This window comes from Enterobacter wuhouensis (assembly GCF_004331265.1).
Lineage (GTDB): Bacteria > Pseudomonadota > Gammaproteobacteria > Enterobacterales > Enterobacteriaceae > Enterobacter > Enterobacter wuhouensis.
Genome location: NZ_SJOO01000001.1, coordinates 571,204 through 595,264, shown reverse-complemented (window position 1 = coordinate 595,264; position 24,061 = coordinate 571,204). Strand labels below are relative to the sequence as shown.

General features: G+C 58.3%; 20 protein-coding genes. 9 read left to right on the top strand and 11 right to left on the bottom strand.

Annotation, left to right across the window (positions count from 1 at the left end):
* The first annotated feature begins 86 nt into the window (after positions 1 to 86).
* A complete protein-coding gene (locus tag E0L20_RS03000) occupies positions 87 to 1,352 on the top strand; it encodes an MFS transporter (protein WP_131632625.1) in 1,266 nt (421 codons plus the stop codon).
* 38 nt (positions 1,353 to 1,390) lie between these two features.
* Here the strand turns inward: E0L20_RS03000 and E0L20_RS02995 are convergent, their stop codons facing one another.
* Complete coding sequence (locus E0L20_RS02995; protein ID WP_131632624.1) at positions 1,391 to 2,302, bottom strand: LysR family transcriptional regulator; 912 nt, start codon at positions 2,300 to 2,302, stop codon at positions 1,391 to 1,393.
* A gap of 117 nt (positions 2,303 to 2,419) precedes the next feature.
* Between E0L20_RS02995 and E0L20_RS02990 the strand changes: the two genes are divergently transcribed.
* On the top strand, positions 2,420 to 3,784 hold the full coding sequence (locus tag E0L20_RS02990; RefSeq protein ID WP_131632623.1) for an MFS transporter: 1,365 nt from the start codon (positions 2,420 to 2,422) through the stop codon (positions 3,782 to 3,784).
* A gap of 42 nt (positions 3,785 to 3,826) precedes the next feature.
* On the opposite strand, the gene E0L20_RS02985 is transcribed toward E0L20_RS02990, so the two are convergent.
* Genes E0L20_RS02985 through E0L20_RS02975 form a run of 3 tightly spaced genes read right to left on the bottom strand, consistent with a single transcriptional unit; the run spans position 3,827 to position 6,537 of the window.
* Positions 3,827 to 4,822 (bottom strand): DUF2891 domain-containing protein, encoded by a 996-nt coding sequence (locus E0L20_RS02985; protein ID WP_131632622.1) that lies wholly within the window; start codon positions 4,820 to 4,822, stop codon positions 3,827 to 3,829.
* Between the two features lie 9 nt (positions 4,823 to 4,831).
* The gene (locus E0L20_RS02980) at positions 4,832 to 5,818 is read right to left on the bottom strand and encodes a DUF979 domain-containing protein (RefSeq protein ID WP_131632621.1); all 987 of its coding nucleotides are present in this window, start codon (positions 5,816 to 5,818) and stop codon (positions 4,832 to 4,834) included.
* Positions 5,815 to 6,537 carry a DUF969 domain-containing protein gene (locus E0L20_RS02975; RefSeq protein WP_131632620.1) on the bottom strand — a complete coding sequence of 241 codons (723 nt, stop codon included), beginning with the start codon at positions 6,535 to 6,537 and terminating at the stop codon, positions 5,815 to 5,817. The genes E0L20_RS02980 and E0L20_RS02975 overlap by 4 nt, the downstream gene beginning before the upstream one ends.
* Before the next feature lie 200 nt (positions 6,538 to 6,737).
* On the opposite strand from E0L20_RS02975, the gene E0L20_RS02970 reads away from it, so the two are divergent.
* Entirely contained in the window at positions 6,738 to 7,283 is a 546-nt protein-coding gene (locus E0L20_RS02970; protein ID WP_131632619.1) for a winged helix DNA-binding protein, read from the top strand.
* 1 nt (position 7,284) lies between these two features.
* Here the strand turns inward: E0L20_RS02970 and glgX are convergent, their stop codons facing one another.
* The 3 genes from glgX to treZ are packed head-to-tail and all read right to left on the bottom strand — an operon-like array spanning position 7,285 to position 13,622.
* On the bottom strand, positions 7,285 to 9,354 hold the full coding sequence (gene glgX / locus E0L20_RS02965; RefSeq protein WP_396127620.1) for a glycogen debranching protein GlgX: 2,070 nt from the start codon (positions 9,352 to 9,354) through the stop codon (positions 7,285 to 7,287).
* Between the two features lie 15 nt (positions 9,355 to 9,369).
* Positions 9,370 to 11,838: a malto-oligosyltrehalose synthase gene (treY, locus tag E0L20_RS02960; protein ID WP_131632617.1), complete on the bottom strand. Its 2,469-nt coding sequence runs from the start codon at positions 11,836 to 11,838 to the stop codon at positions 9,370 to 9,372.
* Complete coding sequence (treZ, locus tag E0L20_RS02955) at positions 11,835 to 13,622, bottom strand: malto-oligosyltrehalose trehalohydrolase (RefSeq protein WP_131632616.1); 1,788 nt, start codon at positions 13,620 to 13,622, stop codon at positions 11,835 to 11,837. The genes treY and treZ overlap by 4 nt, the downstream gene beginning before the upstream one ends.
* 132 nt (positions 13,623 to 13,754) lie before the next feature.
* Between treZ and E0L20_RS02950 the strand changes: the two genes are divergently transcribed.
* From E0L20_RS02950 to E0L20_RS02940, 3 genes are all read left to right on the top strand, one after another.
* Positions 13,755 to 14,282 (top strand): GNAT family N-acetyltransferase, encoded by a 528-nt coding sequence (locus E0L20_RS02950; protein ID WP_131632615.1) that lies wholly within the window; start codon positions 13,755 to 13,757, stop codon positions 14,280 to 14,282.
* Positions 14,283 to 14,393: 111 nt separating this feature from the next.
* The gene (locus E0L20_RS02945) at positions 14,394 to 15,278 is read left to right on the top strand and encodes an SDR family oxidoreductase (protein WP_131632614.1); all 885 of its coding nucleotides are present in this window, start codon (positions 14,394 to 14,396) and stop codon (positions 15,276 to 15,278) included.
* 92 nt (positions 15,279 to 15,370) lie between these two features.
* Entirely contained in the window at positions 15,371 to 16,348 is a 978-nt protein-coding gene (locus E0L20_RS02940) for an MBL fold metallo-hydrolase (RefSeq protein WP_131632613.1), read from the top strand.
* Positions 16,349 to 16,362: 14 nt separating this feature from the next.
* Here E0L20_RS02940 and E0L20_RS02935 read toward each other — a convergent pair whose 3' ends face one another.
* On the bottom strand, positions 16,363 to 17,244 hold the full coding sequence (locus E0L20_RS02935; RefSeq protein WP_131632612.1) for a LysR substrate-binding domain-containing protein: 882 nt from the start codon (positions 17,242 to 17,244) through the stop codon (positions 16,363 to 16,365).
* A gap of 113 nt (positions 17,245 to 17,357) precedes the next feature.
* Between E0L20_RS02935 and E0L20_RS02930 the strand changes: the two genes are divergently transcribed.
* The 3 genes from E0L20_RS02930 (at position 17,358) to E0L20_RS02920 (ending at position 20,558) form a co-directional block, all read left to right on the top strand.
* Positions 17,358 to 18,839, top strand: coding sequence for a UbiD family decarboxylase (locus E0L20_RS02930; protein WP_131632611.1), 1,482 nt, complete (start codon positions 17,358 to 17,360; stop codon positions 18,837 to 18,839).
* A gap of 131 nt (positions 18,840 to 18,970) precedes the next feature.
* Positions 18,971 to 19,258, top strand: coding sequence for a VF530 family protein (locus E0L20_RS02925; RefSeq protein ID WP_131632610.1), 288 nt, complete (start codon positions 18,971 to 18,973; stop codon positions 19,256 to 19,258).
* Positions 19,259 to 19,265: 7 nt separating this feature from the next.
* Positions 19,266 to 20,558, top strand: coding sequence for a glycoside hydrolase family 10-like protein (locus tag E0L20_RS02920; protein ID WP_131632609.1), 1,293 nt, complete (start codon positions 19,266 to 19,268; stop codon positions 20,556 to 20,558).
* A 42-nt stretch (positions 20,559 to 20,600) separates the two neighbouring features.
* Here E0L20_RS02920 and dsbG read toward each other — a convergent pair whose 3' ends face one another.
* The 3 genes from dsbG to E0L20_RS02905 are packed head-to-tail and all read right to left on the bottom strand — an operon-like array spanning position 20,601 to position 24,054.
* A complete protein-coding gene (dsbG, locus tag E0L20_RS02915) occupies positions 20,601 to 21,359 on the bottom strand; it encodes a thiol:disulfide interchange protein DsbG (protein ID WP_131632608.1) in 759 nt (252 codons plus the stop codon).
* A gap of 42 nt (positions 21,360 to 21,401) precedes the next feature.
* Positions 21,402 to 22,013 (bottom strand): DsbA family protein, encoded by a 612-nt coding sequence (locus E0L20_RS02910; RefSeq protein WP_131632607.1) that lies wholly within the window; start codon positions 22,011 to 22,013, stop codon positions 21,402 to 21,404.
* 7 nt (positions 22,014 to 22,020) lie between these two features.
* On the bottom strand, positions 22,021 to 24,054 hold the full coding sequence (locus E0L20_RS02905; protein WP_131632606.1) for a protein-disulfide reductase DsbD family protein: 2,034 nt from the start codon (positions 24,052 to 24,054) through the stop codon (positions 22,021 to 22,023).
* Positions 24,055 to 24,061 lie beyond the last annotated feature (7 nt).

The following is a 24,061-nucleotide window of genomic DNA, read 5'->3' as shown; positions in this document are numbered from 1 at the left end:
TTTGATAAATCATCCATCTTGTCCAGCGAATGACATTTAAAAAAATACTCCGATTCTTGAAGGCATAACCCTATGGAACAGTCACAATGAAACTCTCTGAACTTGCACCAAAGGAACGGCATAATTTCATTTACTTTATGCTGTTCTTTTTCTTCTACTACTTCATTATGTCTGCCTACTTCCCCTTTTTCCCGGTCTGGCTGGCGGACGTTAATCATTTGACCAAGACGGAGACGGGAATAGTTTTCTCCTCTATTTCGCTCTTTGCGATTATCTTCCAGCCGGTCTTTGGTCTGATTTCTGACAAGCTGGGATTGCGTAAGCACCTGCTGTGGACCATTACCGTCTTACTGATTTTGTTCGCGCCCTTCTTTATTTTTGTACTGTCGCCGCTGCTGCAGATGAACATTTTCGCCGGTGCGCTGGCGGGAGGGATCTACCTTGGGGTCGTGTTCTCCAGCGGATCCGGGGCGGTCGAGGCCTATATTGAACGCGTCAGCCGCGCTAACCGCTTTGAGTACGGAAAAGTACGCGTATCAGGATGCGTAGGCTGGGCGCTGTGCGCGTCAATAACCGGCATTTTGTTTGGCATCGACCCGAACATTACCTTCTGGATCGCCTCCGGATTCGCCCTCGTGCTCGGCATACTGCTGTGGATGTCAAAACCCGAAGGCAGCAACAGCGAGCTTGTCATCGACGCGCTGGGCGCGAACCGGAAGGCGTTCTCAATGCGCACCGCGGCCGAGCTGCTGCGCATGCCGCGCTTCTGGGGATTTATCGTCTACGTTGTGGGCGTTGCCAGCGTCTATGACGTCTTCGACCAGCAGTTTGCCAACTTCTTTAAGGGCTTTTTCTCCAGCCCGCAGCGCGGAACCGAAGTGTTTGGTTTTGTGACGACCGGAGGAGAATTACTGAACGCGACAATAATGTTCTTCGCCCCCGCTATCGTGAACCGGATTGGCGCGAAAAACGCGCTGTTAGCCGCAGGCGTTATTATGTCGGCACGTATTTTAGGTTCGTCATTTGCCTCATCGGCAGTCGAGGTGGTTATTCTGAAAATGCTGCATATGTTTGAGCTGCCTTTCCTGCTGGTCGGGACCTTTAAATATATCTCCTCTGCGTTTAACCCCAAACTGTCGGCAACGCTGTTCTTAATTGGCTTCAACCTGTCGAAGCAGCTGTCGGGCGTTGTATTGTCGGCGTGGGTCGGACGAATGTATGACACCGTTGGGTTCCACCAGGCCTATCTCGTTCTCGGCTGTATTACCTTGAGTTTTACCGTCATTTCCCTGTTCACGCTAAAGGGCGGTAAAACGCTGCTGCCCGCCCGGGAATTCAAGAGCGCGGCGTAATGGCGCAAGCCGAATGTGGCAGCCAGCGGATGGCTGCCTTACCTTTCGCGCACGGTGCCGCATACCTCAAGAATTTTCGCCCTCAGCCATCGATGCCCCGGATCGTTTTCCATTCTCGGATGCCACATCTGCGACACCGTTATGCTCCGGGTTTTGAACGGCAGTTCAAAAAGATGCAGTTTGTCGGTCATCTGCGGGTTAATCAGGTAGAGCGCGGGAACCATGGCAACTAAATCCGATGCCAGCGCCACGGATAGCGCCGTCGGAAACCCGGGCACAACGCTGACCACGTTTCGCGTCCGGCCGGACTCCGCCAGCACGTCATCCACAAACCCGTGCAGCGTCCCTTCTGGCGAGGCCACCACGTGTCCCCAGGCGATATAGTCGTCGACGCCGATTACCGGCAGCGATGCGAGCGGATGTTCCTTGCGAACCGCACCGATAAACCGGTCCTGAAACAGCCTCTGCAGACGAATTTCGGGCCCCATATTGCTCTGCACGCCGACTTCCAGATCGACCAGCCCTTCGCGAAGGTAGCGCGACGTTTTCTCCGGCTTGGGCGCAAAGCGGATACAGACGCCGGGCGCAGCCTCCGCTATCGCAGCGATCAGCGCGGGCCCGAATGCCACCACAAAGCCATCGTTGGCGCGAATAGTGAAGAGCCGTTCAAGCGTTTCAACCTTTAGGGTTTCCAGCGAGGGCTGCAGCACCGCCCTCGCCTCGTGCACCGCGCGTCGGGCGCGATCGCGCGTGGCCTCGGCCCAGGGCGTTAACACCATGTTACGCCCTGCCCGCACCAGGATCGGGTCGCCGGTCACCTCTCTCAGCCTGCTAAGGGTGCGGCTCATGGCGGACGTGCTCAGGTTTAAGCGTCGCGCCGCCCCTGCGACGCTGGCCTCGGCCAGCAGTATGTCCAGCGCGACGAGTAAATTAAAATCCGGATCGGCCACGTGAAATCCTCATAGCGGGCGTTGTATGCAACTATCAAGTGCAACTGCTGCGTCTTCCGCCCTGTATAACCCATGATTATAGTTTCGTCATCAACATTCTCTCCTGGAGTAAACACGATGACGCTTTTTACAAACCTGCCCGGCGATGAGGGGCTACCTGGGCGTGAACGCGCGCGGGTGATGGCCGCCGTGATGATGACCACGCTGATGGGGGTATTTGACGGCACCATGATCGGCATTGCGCTGCCCGCTATGCAGAGCGCGATGCAGATCCCGGCGAACGTGGCGGTCTGGTTCGCCAACGGTTATCTGCTCTCGGCGGCAATGACGCTGGCAATTTTCGCCGCACTCGCCACCCGGGTGGGATATCGCCCTGTTTTTCTGGCAGGCCTGGCGATCTTTACGTTGACCTCAATCGGCTGCGCCCTGGCGCGCACGCCGGAACTGCTCATTGGGATGCGCATTTTGCAGGGCATCGGCGGCGCGGCAACGCTAAGCATTGCGCCGGCGATCCTCCGATCCGTTTTTCCCGGGCGGCTGCTTGGCCGCATTCTTGGGCTGCACGCCCTGCTGATTGCCAGCAGCAGCGCCATCGGGCCGGTGCTGGGCGGCGCAATTCTGGATACGTTCAGCTGGCAATGGCTGTTTGCAATCAACATTATTCCCGGGAGTATTGCCCTGCTGCTGGCGTTCAGGTCGTTGCCGCGAAAAACATCGTCCGCCAGCGCGCCTTTTGATGCGGCCGGTGCCGTTCTTTCAGCCACCTTTCTGGGCGCAGCGGTTATGGCAGCCAACAGCCTGGCGTCCGCTGGATGGGGGATCCTCGCACTGGCCAGCGGCCTGACGTTTATCTGGCATATTCGCCGCACCCGCAATCCGCTGTTACCCCCCGTCATTTTTCGCAATAGCCGCTTTACCCTTGCCGCGTTAACGTCGCTGGCCTCCTTTGTCAGCCAGGGCATCACCTTTATCGCGCTGCCGTTCCTGTTTCAGAGCGCGTACGGCTTTAGCCCCGTCGCCTCCGCGCTGCTGTTTACGCCATGGCCTATTGGTATCGTGCTGGTTGCGCCACATGCGGGACGCTGGGCAGATAGCCTGTCTGCGCCGCTGATTTCTACCCTGGGGCTGATGATTTTCGTTCTGGGGTTAATTCTGCTGGCGACCCTGCCCGCCAGCCCTGCGGCCTGGGATATCTGCCTGCGCAGCCTGGTGTGCGGCGTGGGGTTTGGGTGTTTCCAGAGTCCTAACAACCGGGAGATGCTGTCAAACGTCTCCAGAGAATATTCGAGCTATGGCTCCGGGGTATTGTCCATCGCGAGAACGTTCGGACAATGTCTTGGTGCAGCCGTTGTCGGGGTTTTGCTGGCGGTGGCGCCTCAGGCGGCTGTACACCTGGCTCTGTGGATTGCCGTGGCGGCTTCTGCGACGGCGATGACGTTCAGCGTCAGCCGGCTGCGAAAAGCGGTGCGGGCGTCCGCATAACGTCGGGTGCAGCGTTACGTTATCGCTGCACCCGAATCCTGCTTACTCCAGCGCCAGCAGCGCAAAGCTCGCCAGCCAGTGGCCGCCGCTGTAGTGGCTTCCTACCACGTGCTCCACGCTAGCCGCCAGGTGCTTCTCTACCGCGTTGCTTAGCGCCTGCTGCGCGGCATGATTGTCCGGCAATGCCTTCGCGATATGCTTCATGCACCAGGCGCGGCTCAGGTTTAGTCCATCAAGATGGGCGATTTTCGGATCGGTACGATCGCTCACTTCCGCCGGGTTCATCAGTGCCGTAATGGACGCCACGTCGGGCAGGAAATCATCGAACCACGCCGGGAAGTTATCCGCGACCTTGCTCATCAGCAAGGCTTCGGTCAGCGCCCCGGAAATATACTCATCGCCGCCCGGCTCGTAGTGCGCAGGATAGCGCGTATCCGCGAGGTAAAACCGCGTTGAGGCCTCAAGTATGGCTTGCTCAAGGGCGCTGTCCTTCACTTCACGGGCGTAGTCCAGCCCTAGCGCCAGCGCAAACGCCGTGTTGTAGTGCGTCCCGACGCGGATGGGATAGGTAAGCTTGCTGAGGTAGTCCACCAGCCGGTTACGGATATCCAGGGTTAGCGGCTGCAGCGTCTGGAACCACTCCCGGGCCTGCGGGATGGTAGACAGCTTCAGCTCCTGCGCCAGCGCCAGCAGCCAGCCGTAGCCATATGGACGCTCAAACGAGGCGCGGAACGGCGCGTTGAAATAGGCCAGCTCCTGCGCCACCTTCTCCTGCGTGATGTGCTCGTCAAAGAGCCCGACGATCTCGTCCCGGCACGACAGCGCCGGATAAAGGCGAACGCAGCGCAGCAGCAGCCAGTAGCCGTGCACCGCCGAGTGCCAGTCAAAGCAGCCGTAGAAAATCGGGTGCAGCTCGCGCGGCGGCAGAACGTCGCCGTCATCATTAAGCAGATGCATAATGTGGTTCGGATATTCCTGGCGCAGGTAGGTCAAAGGCATCCGGGCAAACGCGTCGGCCTGATGTTGCGTTAATTCCATAACAGCTCCTTAGCGAAACACGAGGAAATACATTAAGAACACGTTCACCACCAGCAGGGTCAACGCGGTCGGGATCTGGATTTTGATCACCTGATATTTGTCCTTCAGCTCCAGCAGCGCGGCGGGAACGATATTGAAGTTCGCGGCCATCGGCGTCATCAGCGTGCCGCAGTAGCCTGCGTACATGCCAATTGCCAGCAGCGGCGCGGGATTACCGTGGTGGACGTTAATCAGGAACGGCAGCGCAATGCCGGCGCTTAAAACCGGGAAGGCCGCAAACGCGTTACCCATGATCATGGTAAACAGCGCCATCCCCACGCAGTAGATCACCACCAGCATGAAGCGGCTATCCGGGTTCACAAACAGGCTTACCACCTTTTGCACGGAATCGCCGGTATTGGCGACCACAAACACCCCGCCCAGCATGGCGAGCATCTGCGGCAGGATCACCGCCCAGCCGATGGTATCCACCAGTCGACGGGACTGACGCACGGCGTGAAGCGGCGTACCCTTCGTCAGCCACCAGCCGGTCAGAATAGCCGCGACACAGGCAACGCAGAGCGCGGCCAGGGTGAGCTGCTTCTGGTCGAGCAAATAAACGCCGCCAATCGACACGCCCTTCAGGAACAACGTGCCGATCACCGTCACCACGGGGATCATCAGCGCCGGTAAGAACAGCCAGTTTTTCAGCCGTTCCGACGAGGCGACGCGCTCCTCCTCGGTGGACATTTTATAGTGTCCTTTCCCGACCAGCCCAAAGCCCGCCAGCAGCGCAATAACGATAACCGCACCGCCGATGATGCGATAAGCCAGCGATTTTCCCAGCTCCTGCACCATCAGGTCGCCAAAGAGGAAGATCCCGCCGAACAGGAACCAGAACAGCGCGGTGGTAAAGCGTTTAGGATTGGCGCGATCGCGCAGGGTCATGACCACCAGCAGCATCACGACAAAGCCGATCAGGTAGTAAACGCGGTTAATGGTGATTAAGGTCATCATTGCGCGGCCTCCTGCGTTCCCTGCGCGGCTTTCCAGGCCATCACGTCGCGGCGGATGCTGGCATCCAGACGCAGCAGGCGCGTCATATGAATAATCAATGCCGCAATGGCGGTCGGAATGGCCCACAGGCCGATGTGCAGCGGCTCGATCCCCTCGATCCCGTTCTCCTTCAGGAAGGCGTCGATCAGCAGTACCGCGCCGAAGGCGATAAAGATATCTTCCCCGAAGAAGACCGCGATATTGTCGCACGCGGCGGCATGGGCTTTAATTTTGTCGCGAATATGCTGCGGCAGCTCGCCATATTCGTTCAGCGCCGCCCCTTCGGCCATCGGTGCCAGCAGCGGACGCACGGTCTGGGCGTGGCCCCCCAGGGACATCAGCCCCAGCGCCGCCGTCCCCTCACGCGCCACGAAGTAGAGCATCAGAATACGCGCCGAGGTAGCGCTGGCGATCTTCGCCACCCAGGCCTGAGCGCGTTCTTTAAGCCCGTAGTATTCCAGCAGGCCAATGACCGGCAGGATCAGGATGAAGGTGGCCAGCGATCGGCTATTCACAAACTTCTCGCCAAACGTCTCCAGCAGCATCCCGAAATCCATACCGACCAGCAGGCCCGTCGCCAGCCCCGCCACCACCACAACCAGCAGCGGGTTGAAGCGCAGTGCAAAACCAATAACCACGATCGGAATCCCGATCAGCGGCAACAGCGTAGAACCGTCCATAAACGTTTACCCTATCCAAAGTGAGCGTTGCGCGCCGTCGGCTATTTTTTTAATTTGCGGCGTGCGATGTTGTGTTTTGCGTCAGGCTCCACAAAACCTGCGCTAAAAAGCTATATCTGAACCGCAAAAACATGTAAACAATTTATCAATAAAATGTTCTTATTTTATCGATGAGTTTACATTTCTGGCTAAGGAACGTTATGACCGCAAAAAAGAGTGTTGCCTCAAACCACGACGATATTTCGGATGGCCGTATTGTCTCGTCCCGTCACCTGGTGTCCGAGCGTTGCGCGGAGCTATCGGAACTGGAATACGCGCTGATCATGACCAGCAACGCTTTCAATAAGTGGATGGTGCGCTGCATGACGGCGGCGGGCGAGCCGGATATGGGGGCGTTTGACGTTTCTCTGCTGCACCACGTGAATCACCGCAACCGCAAGAAAAAGCTGGCGGATATCTGCTTCGTGCTCAACGTAGAGGATACCCACGTGGTGACGTATGCCCTGAAAAAGCTGGTTAAGGCGGGCTACGTGACCAGTGAAAAAGCGGGGAAAGAGCTCTTTTTCTCCACAACGGATGAGGGAAAAGCGCTGTGCATGAAATACCGCGACGTGCGGGAAACCTGTCTGATCAACATCCATGGGGAAAGCGGGATTTCAGGAACGTCTATCGGGGAAACCGCGCAGCTGCTGCGCACGATCTCCTCCCTGTACGATACCGCCGCGCGGGCGGCGGCATCGCTGTGAGTTAGGGGCGTCTGAAAAGCGAGATACTGCGTCCGGCCAGCTCGTAATCCACGGCCTGGGTGATAACCGTTCCGCCTGCAGTATCTTCAGCTGTAGACAGTTCAAGCACCCAGCCGCCTTCGCCAAACTGCGGGATCTGGAACGGAACCGGGCCTTCAAACGGATTGAACAACATCAGCATATCGTGCCAGACGCCTTCCTCCTGAACGAGGTCGGGCCGGCTGATGGATACGCCCAGCGTCGAGCCCTCGTCCCACTGCTCTGACTGCTGCGGCCCGCCGCCCGCATTAAACCAGCGGATCTCCAGCCCGTCGCGCCAGCTCTCACGGCGTAGTAACGGCTGTGCTGCGCGTAGGGCAATGAGACGGCGGGTGAAGTCGCGCAGCGCGACATCGTTTTCGGATAGCCCTTTCCAGTCGATCCACGAGATCTCGCTGTCCTGACAGTAACCGTTGTTATTGCCCTTCTGCGTGCGGCCAAACTCGTCGCCCGCCAGCAGCATCGGCGTGCCGTGAGAAAACAGCAGCGTAGTCAGGAAATTGCGCTTCTGCCGCTCGCGCGTCGCAAGGATATCCGGATTGTCCGTCGGGCCTTCTTCACCGTAGTTGTACGACCGGTTATCGTTATGCCCGTCGTTATTGTCCTCCCCGTTGTCGGCGTTATGCTTCTCGTTGTACGACACCAGGTCATTTAGCGTGAAGCCATCGTGGGCGGTAATAAAGTTGACGCTGGCCCAGGGGCGACGTCCGCGCAGATCGTACAAATCACCCGAGCCGAGCAGGCGCGCGGCAAAGTCGTTAGAGACGTTATCGCCCTTCCAGTATTCGCGCACGGTGTCGCGGTATTTATCGTTCCACTCGCCCCAGCCCGGCGGGAAGCCGCCCACCTGATAGCCGCCGGGGCCGATATCCCAGGGCTCGCCGATAAGCTTCAGCTTCGATAACACCGGGTCCTGCGTCACGGCATCGAAAAAGCCGCCGCGCGGATCGAAACCTTCGGGTTCGCGTCCGAGTATCGTTCCCAGATCAAAGCGGAAGCCGTCAATGTGCATGGATTCGGCCCAGTAGCGCAGGGAGTCCATCACCATCTGCAGCACGCGCGGGTGCGAGGTGTTGACCGTATTTCCCGTCCCGGTGTCGTTAATGTAGTACCGGTGCTGGTCCGGCAGCGTGCGGTAGTAGCTGTAGTTATCAATGCCCTTGAACGAGAGCGTAGGGCCCAGCTCGTTACCTTCCGCCGTGTGGTTATAGACCACGTCGAGGATCACCTCAATGCCCGCGTCATGATACGCGCGCACCATATCGCGGAATCCCTGGATACCCGCCGGGCCGTAATAGCGCGACGCTGGGGCAAAGAAGCCGAGCGTGTTATATCCCCAGAAGTTTTTCAGACCGCGATCGAGCAGATGCTGGTCATCCGGGAACCAGTGCACGGGAAGCAGCTCAACCGAGGTAACGCCGAGGCTTTTGAGGTAATCGACCGAGGCTTTATGCCCCATACCTTCGAACGTACCGCGCAGCCCGGAGGGGATCGCCGGATTCATCTGGGTAAACCCTTTAACGTGACTTTCATACACGACGGTATTCGGCCAGGGCACGCTGGGCCGGTTGCTATCCTGCCAGTCGAACGCATTGGGATCGATAACCCTGCATTTCGGCGTAAAAGCCGCGCTGTCGCGCGCGTCAAAGCTCAAATCGAGTTCGTCGTGCCCCAGCTCGTAGCCAAAATGGGCTTCGTTCCAGTTCAGGTCGCCTGCCAGTTCACGCGCGTAGGGATCGATAAGCAGCTTATGCGGATTAAAGCGGTGTCCGTTTTCCGGATCGTATGGGCCGTAGACGCGGTATCCATATAGGGCGCCGGGCTTCAGATCGGGCACGTAGCCGTGCCAGACTTCATGGGTATATTCCGGCAGCTCAAGGCGGGCGATTTCCGTGCTCCCGGACGGATCGAACAGGCACAGCTCCACCCGCTCCGCGTGCGCGGAAAACAGCGCAAAGTTGACCCCTTTTCCGTCGTAATTCGCCCCTAACTGCTGGCCGTGACCGGCCCGAATTTCAAACCTGTTATCCATTGTTATTCTCCACGATTATTCGCAGGTAAGCAGAACCAGCACACATCCCTTTTCTGAGGTTAGATCCAGCGTCTCCTGCAGAATTCGGCTCTCGCCGCTAAACACGTCCCGATAGCGTTTCCCAACCAGCTCCTGCGGAACTGTGACGAGGGTATTGGCCCACAGCTTTTCATTGGCCGAGACGTCAAAGACCAGTCGCGGAACGGCAACGATAAGCGCCTCGTCGCCCTGCACGCGGGCGTAGACAATCAGGTTTTCCTCGCGCTCGCCGGACACCTTCAGCGGCAGCCAGTCGCCATAGCGGAAAAGTTCGGGGTAATGCGGCCGGAGCCGTAGCAGCGTAGCGGTGACATACTGCTTCACGCTGCCGTCGCGCCAGCGCTGTTCATCGCTAAACACGCCGGGATCGGCGTTGCTGAGGTTTTCGACCAGCGCAGGAAAGTCCGGCTCCAGACGGTTATCCGGGTCGACCAGGCTGAAATTCAGCGCTTCGCTGCCCTGGTAGATGTCCGGCACGCCGGGCGCGGTGAGCTTGATTACCGTCTGGCTCAGGCTGTTCATGAGCCCGGCGCGAATAAAGGGCTGTAAAGACTCGCTGAAATCATGCAGGAACAGCGTGTTGTCCGGGGACAGCAGGTGCCGGACATAGTCCATCACCACGCTCTCGTAGTCCTCGTTGCTGTCGATCCAGTCGGTACGCTGCTTGGCCTCGCGCAGCGCTTTTTCGATAAAGCCGAGGAAACGCGCTTCAAGCGACGTGAGCCCTTCCCAGTCGTCCGGGGAGAGGGTTGCAGGCCAGACCCCGGCCAGCGCCTGATAGATCATCCACGTATCGGCGGCGTTCGGTGCGGTGCCGTCATTGAGGAAACGCACCTGCGTCTGGTTCATCTGTCGCCAGCGCGCCAGGTTTGCCCCCCATCGTTCGGGGGCCTCGGTGAGCGTATACAGACGCGCCCTGGCATCCTCGCCGCGCTTGGTGTCGTGCGTCGACGTTCCGAGCAGCGCGTCAGGCTGTCGCGCGAGCCGGATGCGCATCTCCTGATGAAACCGCGATAGCGAAAACGCGCGCGGCGTGGGGTCGGCACCCACTTCGTTAAGGGCAAGCTCAAGGTTGTGGCGGAAGAACAGCGTGTCCTCCACGGATTTTGCCATTAACGGGCCGGTTAGCTGCTGGAAGCGGGTTCTGAACAGGGCTGCCGTATCGCGATCGTTTACGGGCAGATCGCCGGTGAGGATACGCACGATCAGGCTCAGCGCGGCTTCAGAGGCGTTCACGCTGGCAATCACCCGATTCAGCAGCGCAACGTCTGGCGGCGTTAGTCCCTCCGCCGTGCCGTAGGTGCGATAAACCGGAAACGCGATGAGCAGCTCGCGCAGCGCGTGGCGTACGTCGTCGCGCGGCAGCTCAACGCCGTTGCGTTCGGCCAGCGCGGTCGCGAGGGTAAGCAGCGTGGTGAACTCCCCCTCAAAATTGCGATCGGTCATCAATCCTTTGGCATCGCGCAGTTCAGCGTGCCTGTCTACTGCTACACCCAACGTCTCGTTATGGATCGCCTCAAGCTGCTCAAGGCTGCTATCGTCCACCAGCACTTCCGCAAGCGAGGCGATAAATTCATACCCGGTGGTGCCCGATACCGGCCATTCCGCCGGAAGCTGTTCTCCCTTCGCGAGAATTTTTTCCACCGTGATATAGCACTCCGGGCCCGTCTCCTGGCGCAGGCGCTGAAGATAGCCCAGCGGATCCGCCAGGCCGTCGATATGGTCAATGCGCAGTCCGTCGACGACGCCGCCGTGAACCAGCTCGAGGATGAGGCGGTGCGTATCGTCAAATACCGCCTCGTCCTCCACCCTGACGCCGACCAGGCCGGTGATCTCAAAGAAGCGACGCCAGGATAGATTTTTAGGCGCTTCCCGCCAGGACATCAGCCGCCAGCTTTGCGCCTCGTGGATATCGGCAATGCGCTTATCCTCCGAAAAGGTGCCGGGATTGAGCGGATAGTCATTATCATAATAGGCCAGAGAGACCTCACCCGTGACACTGTCACGCTTTAGCGTAATAGCCCCTTTCTCCAGCTCCGCCTCAAAGGTGTCGCCGAGGAAAGGCAGCGTAAGCGGACGCGACCAGTCGATATCAAAATAGCGCGCGTAGCGGCTCTGCTGGCCATGCTGAATAACGTCTCGCCACCAGCGGTTTTCCAGCGAGGTCGACATATGGTTTGGCACAATATCCAGTATCAGCCCCATGCCTGCCCGTTTAAGGGCGGCGGCCATGCGATCGAAGCCTTCCCGTCCGCCAATCGCAGGGTCTATCTCGTTAGGATCGGTCACGTCATAGCCGTGCGTAGAACCTGATGCTGCCGTGAAGACGGGCGAAGCGTAAAGGTGGCTAATGCCCAAATCCTTCAGGTACGGGATAAGCCCAACCACCCGGTCAAAGGTCATGCCGTTGCGAAACTGAATGCGGTACGTAGCGGAAGGGATCATATCGATGCTTCTCCATCAGCAAAATGCACGACGATACTGTTCGGAGGCAAATGCCCGCTCGGCTCCGGCCAGGCAAAAAGCGGTTTACCGGCCAAAGCGGGCTTATCTACCGCCTCCTTGCCGATGTTCAGCGCCAGCGACAGCGTCCCGCCGGGGAAGCGCCAGCGCACGGCCACCATGCCGGAAGACGTCTGGAGAACCTGCCCCTCAGCGCGTGCCCCCTGGCGAAGCAAGGGCACGATATGGCGGTGCCGCAGCGTAAGCAGGTTTCGCGTTAGCCGAAGCCAGGTTTTTCCATCATCGGTTGCGATCTTATTCCAGTCGATCCGCGAGCGAACAAAGGTATGCACGTCATTCGGGTCCGGCACGGACTCATCGTGTCCGGCGTGTCCCGTGAACTCTTTTGCGCGCCCTTCGCGCACGGCCTTAGCCAAATCGCCGTGAAAATCGGTAAAGAACAGGAAGGGATGAGTTTCGCCATACTCTTCCCCCATGAACAGCAGCGGGATATGCGGGGAAAGCAGCAGCGCGGCGAGGAGCACGCGCGTTTTATCCGGCCCGGCCAGGGTGATAAGCCGCTCGCCCTGCGCGCGATTGCCTGTCTGATCGTGGTTCTGGATAAAATCGACAAAAAACTGGGGCGGCTGGGCAAGACATGCTACGCCACGCGGCTCCCCGGTCTGGGGCGAAACCTCGCCCTGATAGACAAACCCCTCGGTGAGCGCCCGGGCAAATTTCTTTTCCGGCTCAAGCGCAAAGTCCTGGTAATAGGCGTGCGATTCACCCGTCGCAAACGCGTGGGCCGCGTTGTGAAAGTCATCGTTCCACTCGGCGGTAAACAGCGGCGCGTCGCCCCGCTCGTCGCGCGGGTGCAGAAAAATCACGTTGCGGCTGTCTTCCGTGGTGAGGTGAATATGGCGATCCGGAAGGGTTTCGCGGATCCGCTCGGCGATCTCAACCAGAATATGCTTTGGCGAGGGATCTTTTATCTGGTCGATGGCATCAAACCGCAGGCCATCAAGATGGTATTCCGTCAGCCAGTACAGGGGGACGTCGGTGATATAGGATCTGACCGCAGGATTCTCGTAGGCGATGCCGCTGCCCCAGGGCGTCGTGCGCTCCTCGTCGAAAAACGCGGGCGACAGCAAGGGTAAATAATTCCCCTCCGGCCCGAAGTGGTTAAGCACAATATCCAGCACCACGGCAATTCCCAGCCCGTGCGCGGCATCGATGAAGGCGTGGAAATCCTCCGGCGTACCGTAGGCCGAATGCGGGGCGTACAGCAGCACGCCGTCATATCCCCAGCCGCGCGCGCCGCCAAACTGGGAGACGGGCATCACTTCAAGCTGGGTAATACCGAGCTCGGCCAGATAGGGCAGCTTAGCAATGGCCGCGCTGAAGGTTCCCTCAGGCGTGAAGGTGCCGATGTGCAGTTCGTAAACGACGGTCTCTTCCCACGCCCGCCCTTTCCAGCCACGGTTAGCGTGCAGGTATCGGCCAGGATCGATCGCCAGGGAGGGCCCGTTGACGTCGCCTTTTTGCGCGCGGGAAGCGGGATCGGGAATGGCCATTCCGTCCTGCAATACGTACTGATATTCCACGCCGTGCGCAAGACCGGGCACGTCTACCTGAAACCAGCCGTTGCCGGTCGCCATCATCGGAATATCGTTATCCGACAGACGCAGCGTGAGATCTTTTTGCCCTTCCGCCCAGACGCGAAAACGCACAACGTCACTGGAAATAAACTCAGCGCCCCACTGCTTTTTAAACGTTCTGAATTCCATTCATCGTCCTCAACTGACCCACATTTTACGCAGCATGAAGTACAAGCTTAGACCAGGAACTAAAGTGCGTTACGCCACCATTATTTGCCGCTTCGTCTATTCTTTATTTATTACGCTGACATAAGGAATACCATGCAGATTCGAAAAGGATTAAGTACGGACCTCCCCCGCATTGAATGTTGTGATTTTTCTTTTACGGTGAATCAAATTGCAAGAGAGCCTTTTATCCATTGTGACCTGCATATCGAGGCGCTTAATGAGCCTTATCTAAAAACGTATGAGCTCGATCTCCAGACGCTGGAAAATCATTGCGTCAACCCGGATGCGATATTTCTGGTCGCCGAAACGGATGAGGACGATATCGTGGGGTTTATTACCGCATCCCTGGGCTGGAATAAATTTATTTCCGTTGATTACATCGCGGTAGAGCGTGGCAAACGCAGAACGGGAGCGGCGCATAAGCTAATGGCTGCAGCGCACGTCTGGGCGCGCAGCGTCAGTGCCCCCGGGCTCAGGCTTGAAACGCAAAACGTGAACGTTTCGGCGTGCCTGTTCTACCGTCATTATGGCTTTACCCTGGGGGGATACGATCGTTATCTCTACAATGCATTACCGGAAAAAGATGAGGTCGCGCTGTTCTGGTATTACATGCTGACGTGACGCAGATATTTATGCCTGAACAAGAAATAGAGATTTATCTGAATTTGTGAATTTTGCAAACCAGCGCTTAATTTGCGGCTAATCTTGAAATTCACTATTAAGGAGGCCGGTATGTCTACAGGAAATAACCACACGCTGCATTACCCTCGTCCGCCTTTTGCGGAACAACCGCAGCTGGCACCCGGGCTGGCATCGGAAATGAAACCGTTACCGGATCATGGTGAAACAAGTTATATCGGTTCAGGAAAGCTGGCCGGCAAAAAAGCGCTGATCACCGGCGGAGATTCCGGGATTGGCCGCGCGGTTGCCATCGCCTATGCGCGAGAAGGTGCCGACGTCGCGATTGGCTACCTGCCGGAGGAAGAGTCTGACGCGGCAGCCGTAATTGCGCTGATCCAGGCCGAAGGCCGCAAGGCCGTTGCCATTCCCGGCGACATTCGCGTTGAGTCGTTTTGCGACACGCTGGTAGAAAAAGCCGTTGCGGAGCTTGGAGGGCTGGATATTCTGGTCAATAACGCGGGTCGCCAGCAGTATTGCGAATCCATCGACAATCTTACCACCGCCGATTTTGACGCCACGTTCAAAACCAACGTTTACGCGCCCTTCTGGATCACCAAGGCCGCGCTGCGCCATCTGAAGGAAGGCGCCGTTATCATCAATACCTCCTCCGTTCAGGCCTTCAAACCCAGCGAAATTCTGGTGGACTACGCGCAGACCAAAGCCTGCAACGTGGCGTTTACCAAATCGCTTGCCAAGCAGCTTGGGCCGCGCGGCATCCGGGTTAACGCGGTAGCGCCCGGCCCGTACTGGACGCCGCTGCAGTCGAGCGGCGGTCAGCCGCAGTCGAAGGTTCAGCAGTTTGGCGAAGACACGCCGCTGGGCAGGCCGGGCCAGCCGGTTGAAATCGCCCCGCTGTACGTGCTGTTTGCTTCGGATACCTGTTCCTACGCCTCCGGCCAGGTGTGGTGCTCCGACGGCGGTACCGGCGTTCTCTAATGTCTCCTGTGACCTGTTCAATTTAGGGGCAGGTCACGCCTCCTGAAACACTCTGTTTGAACTATGATGGAGTAACGATCGAGGAGCCCATCATGTTCACCGTTAAAAAATTCGCGCTACCAACGCTGTTAGCCTGTTCACTGCTTTTTTACCCTGTCATGCACGCGGCGGCCAATACGCCACAGCACGTTGCAAAGCAGCAGGCGGGCGGCTACAACGTTCAGGTAGGAAGCGTCATTGTGACGTCGTTTACCGACGGCAGCGTGGCGCAGGACCTTCACAAATTACTGCGCCGCACGAGCGAGCAAAACACCGACGCGCTGCTGGCGAAAAACGCCCAGACCAATCCCGTTGAAGCCTCTATTAACGTCTACTACTTCGCCCTACCCGGCCACAAAGTTCTGGTGGACACCGGGTCCGGCCAGCTCTTTGGCCCAGGCAACGGCGGGCGGCTGATGGAAAGCCTGGCGACGCAGGGCATCAAGCCGGAGGATATCACCGACATCCTGCTGACCCACGCCCACTCCGACCACGCTGGGGGCCTGGTGAAAGACGGACAGCGTGTCTTCACCAACGCACGGGTGTTCGTCGGCAAACCGGATATCGACTTTTTCTTTAACGAAGAAAATCAGAAAAAAACCGGCTACAGCCAGAATTTCTTCGACGTCGCGCGCAAAACCCTGAAGCCGTACCTTGATGCCGGTAAAGTTCAGTCGTTCTCCGGCACCGAGGCGCTGCTGCCTGGCATTACCGGCACGGTTCACCCCGGACACACGCCGGGTTCGGCGTTTTACACGCTGGAGAGCAAAGGTGAAAAGGTGACCTTTGTTGGCGATATTATCCACGTCGCGGCAGTGCAGTTCCCGCAGCCCAATATCACTATCGTCTACGATCAAGACCAGGACGGCGCGGCGCGCGTGCGCAATCACGCCTTTGCGGATTTTGTGGAAAACAGAGATTTGATTGCGGCACCGCACCTGCCGTTTCCGGGCATTGGCTACGTGATGAAGGGCGAACGTAGCGGCTACGCCTGGGTCCCGGTGACCTATACCAACCGCGATGCCAAATGAAAATACGCCGGGCGCTAGCCTTCAAGCGTATGCAGAAACCGCTTTAACACCTCCGAGCGAATGACGCGGTGGCACACCAGCGTCAGCTCGCTCTTCTTGAGGCGGTCGATGATATCCGCATAGACCACATTTTCTAAACTCACCGCCCGCGCCGAGGCGGGCAGCAAGGCGATACCAAACCCCGCGGCGACAAGGCTAATCACCGTGGGCACATCGGTGGCGTTTTGCACGACGTGAGGCTGGAACCCTGCGCCGCTGCAGACGTCATAAAAGTATTGCTCCAGACCCATGCCCTCGGGATCGCGCAGGGAAATCCACTTTTCGTCCTTCACGGATGCGAGCGTCAGCGCGGCGGAACCGGCGAGCGAATGTTGACGCGGCAGCGCCAGCACCGTTTTCTCGGTGGTAAAGGGGCGGCTTTGCAGATCGTCGGGAAGCATCGGGAGCGGTGCGCGGATGATGGCGACATCCAGCTGGTTGCTCTGCACGGCGGCATACAGGTTTTGCACGTTCCCCGTCATCAGGGAAATGTTGATAGCTGGCCACTTAGCGTGCAGCTCGCGCAGGACCGCAGGCAGCCTGCTGTCGAACATGGCGCTCGATACGCATCCCAGATTTAATAGCCCCTGCTCGCCTCTCGCCGTTTGTCGGGCGTCAAGGATCGCCTGCTCCGTCATGGCGATGGCAACTCTGGATTTATTCAGGAACGCTTCCCCGGCCGGCGTCAGCGTCAGGCGCCGGTTCGCCCGGCTGAATAACGTCACGCCCAGGCGTTCTTCCAGGGTTTTAATCTGCTGGCTCAGCGCGGGCTGCGCCATGTTCAGGCGCTCTGCCGCCCGGTGCATGTGGAGTTCCTCAGCGACAGCGATGAAATTGCGCATCAGTCGAAACTGCATAGCGGGCCTCCGAAAATTGATATGAATTTTCATATCAAAATAGCATTAATGATGCAATTGATGGTATCCCTCGTTCGAATAACAATGGTGGCATTCATCCGAGGGAGAAAACTATGGAAAACCCAATCAACGATCTCAGAAGCGCCATCGACCTGCTGCAGCAACACGAAGGCCAGTATATTGAAACTTATCACCCGGTCGATCCCAACGCCGAGCTGGCGGGCGTCTATCGCCACATCGGCGCAGGCGGTACGGTGAAACGGCCTACCCGCACCGGGCCGGCCATGATGTTTAACAGCGTGAAGGGCTACCCTGGCTCACGCATCCTGGTGGGGATGCACGCCAGCCGGGAGCGCGCGGCGCTGCTGCTGGGCTGCGAACCCTCCGAACTGGCAAAGCACGTGGGCCAGGCGGTAAAAGCGCCGATCGCGCCGGTCGTCGTTCCGGCCACGCAGGCCCCCTGTCAGGAACAGGTATTTTACGCCGACGATCCTGATTTTGACCTGCGCAAGCTTCTGCCCGCCCCAACCAACACCCCGATAGATGCAGGCCCGTTTTTCTGCCTTGGCCTGGTGCTGGCGAGCGATCCGGAAGACGCTTCGCTGACCGACGTCACCATTCACCGCCTCTGCGTGCAGGAGCGCGACGAGCTTTCCATGTTCCTTGCCGCCGGCCGCCATATCGAAGTGTTCCGTAAGAAAGCTGAAGAGGCGGGTAAACCGCTGCCGGTGACCATCAATATGGGGCTGGACCCGGCTATTTATATCGGTGCCTGCTTTGAGGCACCTACCACGCCGTTTGGCTACAACGAGTTAGGCGTGGCGGGCGCATTACGCCAGAAACCGGTTGAGCTGGTACAGGGCGTGGCGGTGCAGGAAAAAGCCATTGCCCGTGCGGAAATCATCATTGAGGGCGAACTGCTGCCGGGCGTGCGCGTCCGGGAAGATCAGCACACCAATACCGGACACGCGATGCCGGAATTCCCCGGCTACTGCGGCGAAGCGAATCCCTCCCTGCCCGTTATCAAGGTCAAAGCCGTGACGATGCGCAATCACGCCATCCTGCAGACGCTGGTCGGGCCGGGCGAAGAGCACACCACTCTGGCCGGTTTACCCACGGAGGCCAGCATCCGCAACGCGGTTGAAGAAGCGATCCCCGGCTTTCTGCAAAACGTCTATGCCCATACCGCGGGCGGCGGTAAATTCCTCGGTATTTTGCAGGTGAAAAAACGTCAGCCTTCCGACGAAGGACGTCAGGGCCAGGCCGCGCTGATCGCCCTTGCCACCTATTCGGAGCTTAAAAATATCATCCTTGTCGACGAAGACGTGGATATCTTCGACAGCGACGACATTCTCTGGGCGATGACTACCCGAATGCAGGGGGATGTCAGCATCACCAATCTGCCGGGGATCCGCGGCCACCAGCTGGACCCGTCCCAGGCATCGGACTACAGCCATTCGATTCGCGGCAACGGCATCAGCTGTAAAACGATCTTCGACTGCACCGTGCCGTGGGCGCTGAAGTCCCGCTTTGAACGCGCGCCGTTTATGGACGTGGACCCAACGCCGTGGGCACCGGAACTGTTTAAAAAATAACGCGAACGGCGAAAACCCGATCCTTCACCCTTTTCTGTGGTGAAGGATCTCATGCTTGAATTGCCCCCTTTCCCGCTTTCTTGTACCCTCTCATCGTTCATCCCCACTAACAATGAGACAACCTGACGCCTATGAGTACTCCTGGTTCTAAAGATCCTTTACATGGCGTAACGCTCGAAATGCAGGTCAACGCCCTGGTGGCGCGATATGGCTGGAGCGAGTTGGGCGACCGAATCAAAATTAACTGCTTCAGAAAAGACCCAAGCGTGAAGTCGAGCCTGAAATTCCTGCGCCGCACGCCGTGGGCGCGCGCGGAGGTTGAGGCCCTGTACCTTGATTCCCTTAACGAAGAGGGAACACGCGAACCGGAAGAACCCGCCTTTAACCCCTGGGCCAATAGTCGGATCACTAAGAGCTAATACGCAAATGACGCGACATGTAAAACGGATTGGTGCGCTGGTTGGCTGCGCACTTTTACTTGTTAGTTGTGCATCTAAACCACCGAAATCACTCGTCACCCCCCTTCCGCCGGTGGGTAAACCCTCTCAGCACGCCGGCGAGCCGATGCGTGGGATTTGGCTGGCAACCGTCTCACGACTCGACTGGCCTCCGGTTTCATCGGTAAACGGTAAAAGCGCGGAAATGCGCATCGCGCAGCAAAAGCAGGCGCTGAAGGATAAGCTGGATAAACTGCAGGGCCTCGGCATCAATACGGTTTTCTTCCAGGTAAAGCCCGACAGCACCGCGCTCTGGTCGTCGAAAATCCTGCCCTGGTCCGATATGCTGACGGGGAATATTGGCGAGTACCCGGGATACGATCCGCTGCAGTTTATGCTGGATGAAGCGCATAAGCGCGTGATGAAGGTCCATGCCTGGTTCAACCCTTATCGCGTATCCACGAATACCCGGCCTTCAACCATTGCGGCTCTTAACCGGACGTCGTCGCAGCATCCTTCCAGCGTGTACGTGCAGCATCCCGAGTGGGTTCGCGTCTCCGGCGATCGCTTTGTTCTCGATCCCGGCATCCCGGAGGTGCGCGACTGGATAACCAAAGTCGTTACCGAAGTGGTGGCGAACTACCCGATAGACGGCGTCCAGTTTGACGATTACTTTTACACCGAATCGCCAGGCTCTGCGCTCAATGACCTGCAGACGTACAGACGGTACGGCCAGGGCTTTGCCTCCAAAGCCGACTGGCGACGCCACAACACCCAGCAGCTGATCGTGCAGGTGTCCAGAGCGATTAAACAGACGAAACCCGACGTTGAGTTTGGCGTCAGCCCGGCCGGCGTCTGGCGCAACCGTTCGTTCGATCCGGCGGGTTCCGATACCCGGGGGGCGGCGGCTTATGACGAATCCTACGCCGATACGCGCCAGTGGGTGCAGCAAGGGCTGCTGGACTACATCGCGCCGCAGATATACTGGCCGTTCGCCCGGGATGCCGCCCGCTATGACGTGCTGACAAAATGGTGGGCCGAGGTGGTGAAACCGACGCATACGCGCCTGTATATTGGCATTGCGTTTTATAAGGTGGGTGAGCCATCGAAAAATGAGCCGGACTGGACGGTCCAGGGCGGCGTGCCGGAGCTGAAGAAACAGCTCGACCTGAACGACTCCCTGCCGAACGTCAATGGCACCATTCTCTTCCGCGAGGACTACCTCAACCAGCCGCAAACGCAGGAAGCGGTGAGCTACCTCCGCAACCGCTGGGGAAGTTAAACGGTTAAAAAGGCAGAAGCGCGATGCTCCTGCCTTTTGTTTTTACGGCTTCGGCCCAAACATCGCTTCAAGCTGCGCCGCGTTCGGCATACCGACCACCTGCTGAAGTTCGTTTTCGTCGTTCAGGTAGTAAATCGCCGGCGTGGCGTTCGCCCCGAGGCTGTCCATTAACGCCTGGTGCTTCTGCAGTATTTCAACGGTTTCGCGCGTGGCCGCGCCTTCTGGTTTCGGCAGCTTTTTCCCGCCGGAAAGCTCATACTCTTTCCAGGCCGCGACCGGATCTTTAGCGTTCAGGATCGCGGACGCATTGCGCCCGCTGTTAGGGTTGAGAAACGCCACCAGCAGCGTGTTCAGCTGGACTTTACCCGCCTTCACCCACGGCTGCGCTTCAGCCCAGAACGCCTTGCAGTACGGGCAGAACGGATCGGCAAACACGAAAACTTTGCGCGGCGCGTTATCCGCCCCTTCTTTCAAAGGATGCGCCGCGTTGAGCGTCTTCCACATTTCGCGCCCCATCGGCGCGTAGAGCTCCTTCTGGAAATAGCCTTCGCTGAGATTTTTGCCTTTATCATCATAAAGATAACCGGAAATCACATGCTTCCCGTCGGGCGTTAAAAAGAGCATCACGCCCATATCCTGATACTGCCCCAGCCAGGCGGGTGCGCCACCGGGCGCGGCGATCTTCTTCACGATCTTGATATCCTGCTGCTGTCCGAAATTTTTTATGACGTCCGGAATCGACTCGGCTGCCTGAGCAAGCCCTGACGCCATCAGCAGCGAAAGTAACGCTAATTTTTTCATTTCCCTCTCCGGTATTGTCGGGGGCATCAAGCCCCCTTCAGGTTAGCGGTTTTTCAGCGCGTCGCTGACCATTTCATCGAACTGTTCGTACGGCACCCAGCCAGGCAGCAGCCCCTCGCCTATTAGGGTTGCAGGCGTTCCCTGAATACCCATTTTTTCGGCAACGATCAGGCTACGTTTGATGGTTATCAGGCTTTCATCATCAGGCGCCGTGACGTTCACCCCGGCCCGCCTCTGCGCCTCCTTTATGCTGGCGTCGTCGTGATAGCCCTTTTTCGCCATCAGGGTTTCGTTGAGCTTCATAAACTGTTCCGGATGCGAACGCCAGACGGTCAGGGCATCGCGCGCGGAGGTCAGCGAGCTTTCCGAGCGAAAGGGCAGAAACTTAAACACTACCGCCACGTCCGGGTATTTTTCGACGATCTTCTCTAAATAAGGATCGAATTTTTTGCAGTACGGGCAGTTATAGTCCGTAAACACCACCAGCGTGAGCGTGGGATTTTTGGCTCCGATCCGCGGTGAGTCAGGGTCGTTAAACAGGAAATCGTACACCATCTTTTGAGCGCGCTGCTCTTGTTCTGCCGTCAGCGGTTCCGCGGACATGGCCTGTGCCGACACGAAAAGCAGCAGCAGCGTAATAACGATTTTTTTCATAGCAGGGTTAGCCTTTAGCATTGTTCAGGGTCGTCATCAGCGTGTTTTTATCCAGCAACGGAGAGAGGATCTCTCCCTCCGGTAATCCGGGGCCATACACCTGATTGAACGGGATGGCGTAGCGGTTTCGCTTCTCCAGGAAATCCGCGATGAGCGCGGAGGGCCGGCTCCAGTCGCCGCGAAGCGCCACCACGTCCTCCTGACGCAGGGCGGCGATCAGATCGGGCTGGTTCAGCACACGATGCTCATTGACCTTACAGGTGACGCACCAGTCCGCCGAGATATCCACAAAAACGCGCTTCCCCTGCGCAAGCGCAGCCCGTATAGCCTCTTCGCTTAGCGGCTGCCACGGGATCGTCTGAGCATCATTTCGCTGAGCGGTAGCGGGCGATGGGATGATCGCCCCGCGCAGCTGATATCCCGCAAAAACAGACAATGCGATGACCACGCACCAGAAAAGCGGTGACGTTTTTTGCCCGGTAATCCCGTACGCCGCGATCGCTACCACCGTCAGGATCAGCATCATAACGTGGCTGACCGCCTCGCCAAGATGCAGGCCGAGCAGCGTCGTCAGCCAGAGGCTGGAGGCCAGCATCATCAGGCCGAGTATGACCTTCAGCGCGTTCATCCAGCGTCCTGGTTTTGGAAGCCACCCGGCGGTTTTAGGGATCAGGGCAACGAACAGCCAGGGTAAACTCATGCCCACGCCCAGCATCAGGAAGATGAGCCACAGCAAATGCAGCGGTGCAGCCAGCGCAAAGGCCACGGCAGTCCCGAGGAAAGGTGCCGAGCACGGCGTGGCGAGCAGCGTGGCAAATACGCCTTCGCAGAAGCTGCCGGTAATCCCCGTTCCGCCTGCCGTCGCCAGCCGCCCGGTTGCGGAGGAAGGGAGTAAAACCTCAAAAGCACCGAAGAGATTCAGGGCGAAGAGAAACGTCACGGCGACCATCAGGCCGATAAACCAGGGGTTCTGGAACTGAATTCCCCATCCCAGCGACGCGCCGGCTAGCTTGAGCGCGGTCACCATCGCCGCCAGCAGCGCAAAGGACGTCAGGATACCGGCGCTGGTCGCCAGAAAACGCAGGCGAATCTTTCGCTGGTCTGAACCTGCCTGAAGGACGCCGCTGAGCTTCATGCCCATCACCGGCAGCACGCAGGGCATCAGGTTCAGGATCAGCCCGCCCAGCAGCGCAAAGGCCAGCATTTTGCCCACCCCGGAAGACGACCCTTGTTCACCCGATTCAGCAGGCTTCGCCCCCACGTTTATCACCGTTTGCTGAGCGTTATCGCCATTGGTAAGCACAAACGACACGGCCTTCCCTTCCAGCGAGGCAGGCTTATCGCCCCACTCATCCGTCACCGGAACGGATACGTTCAGCTGGTTCCCGCTGTGCTTGATGACCGGTTCGCCCGGCAGAATATCGCCCTCCAGCGGATCAAAGTAGATCCCCGGCGTGACCCATTCGCCCTCCGTCGTCCCGGTAATCATCAGGTTGCCGTCGGAAAACCAGGCGGTGAGATTCGATGAGACGCCTGAATCATCGGGAATTGAACGCATCGCCTGTTCAAAGGCAGCACGAAACCCCTCTGGTGCAGGGATGGTTAAGTCGAGATGCAGCGTATAGTCCGTTAACAGACAGACGTTGCTGCAGGTCGAGAGCGTAAGCGTACCCTCAAGCGCGTCGGCCTGTGCTCCGGTGAGCACTATCGGAATAGCGACGCGGTTGTGGTAGCCCTGGGTGGTCATACCGGAGATGTCGAAACGCGAAGGCACCGGCCAGTACCAGTCGTCTTTTACGCCGCTCGGCCAGCTGATTTTCGGCGCAACGCCGCCCTCGCCGGGTGAACGCCAGTAGGTCTTCCAGCCGGGCTGCAGCTCGACGCTCAGCAGGCCAATAATGCGGTTGTGATCCCTTTCCGCCTGAAAGCGAATACGGGCATGATCGTTTTGCGGAGAAACCAGCCAGCCTGTATCTGCCGCATGGGCTATGCCAACGCAGGACAGCAACAGGAAGACGAATCCCCTGAATACCTTAAACATGTTTTAC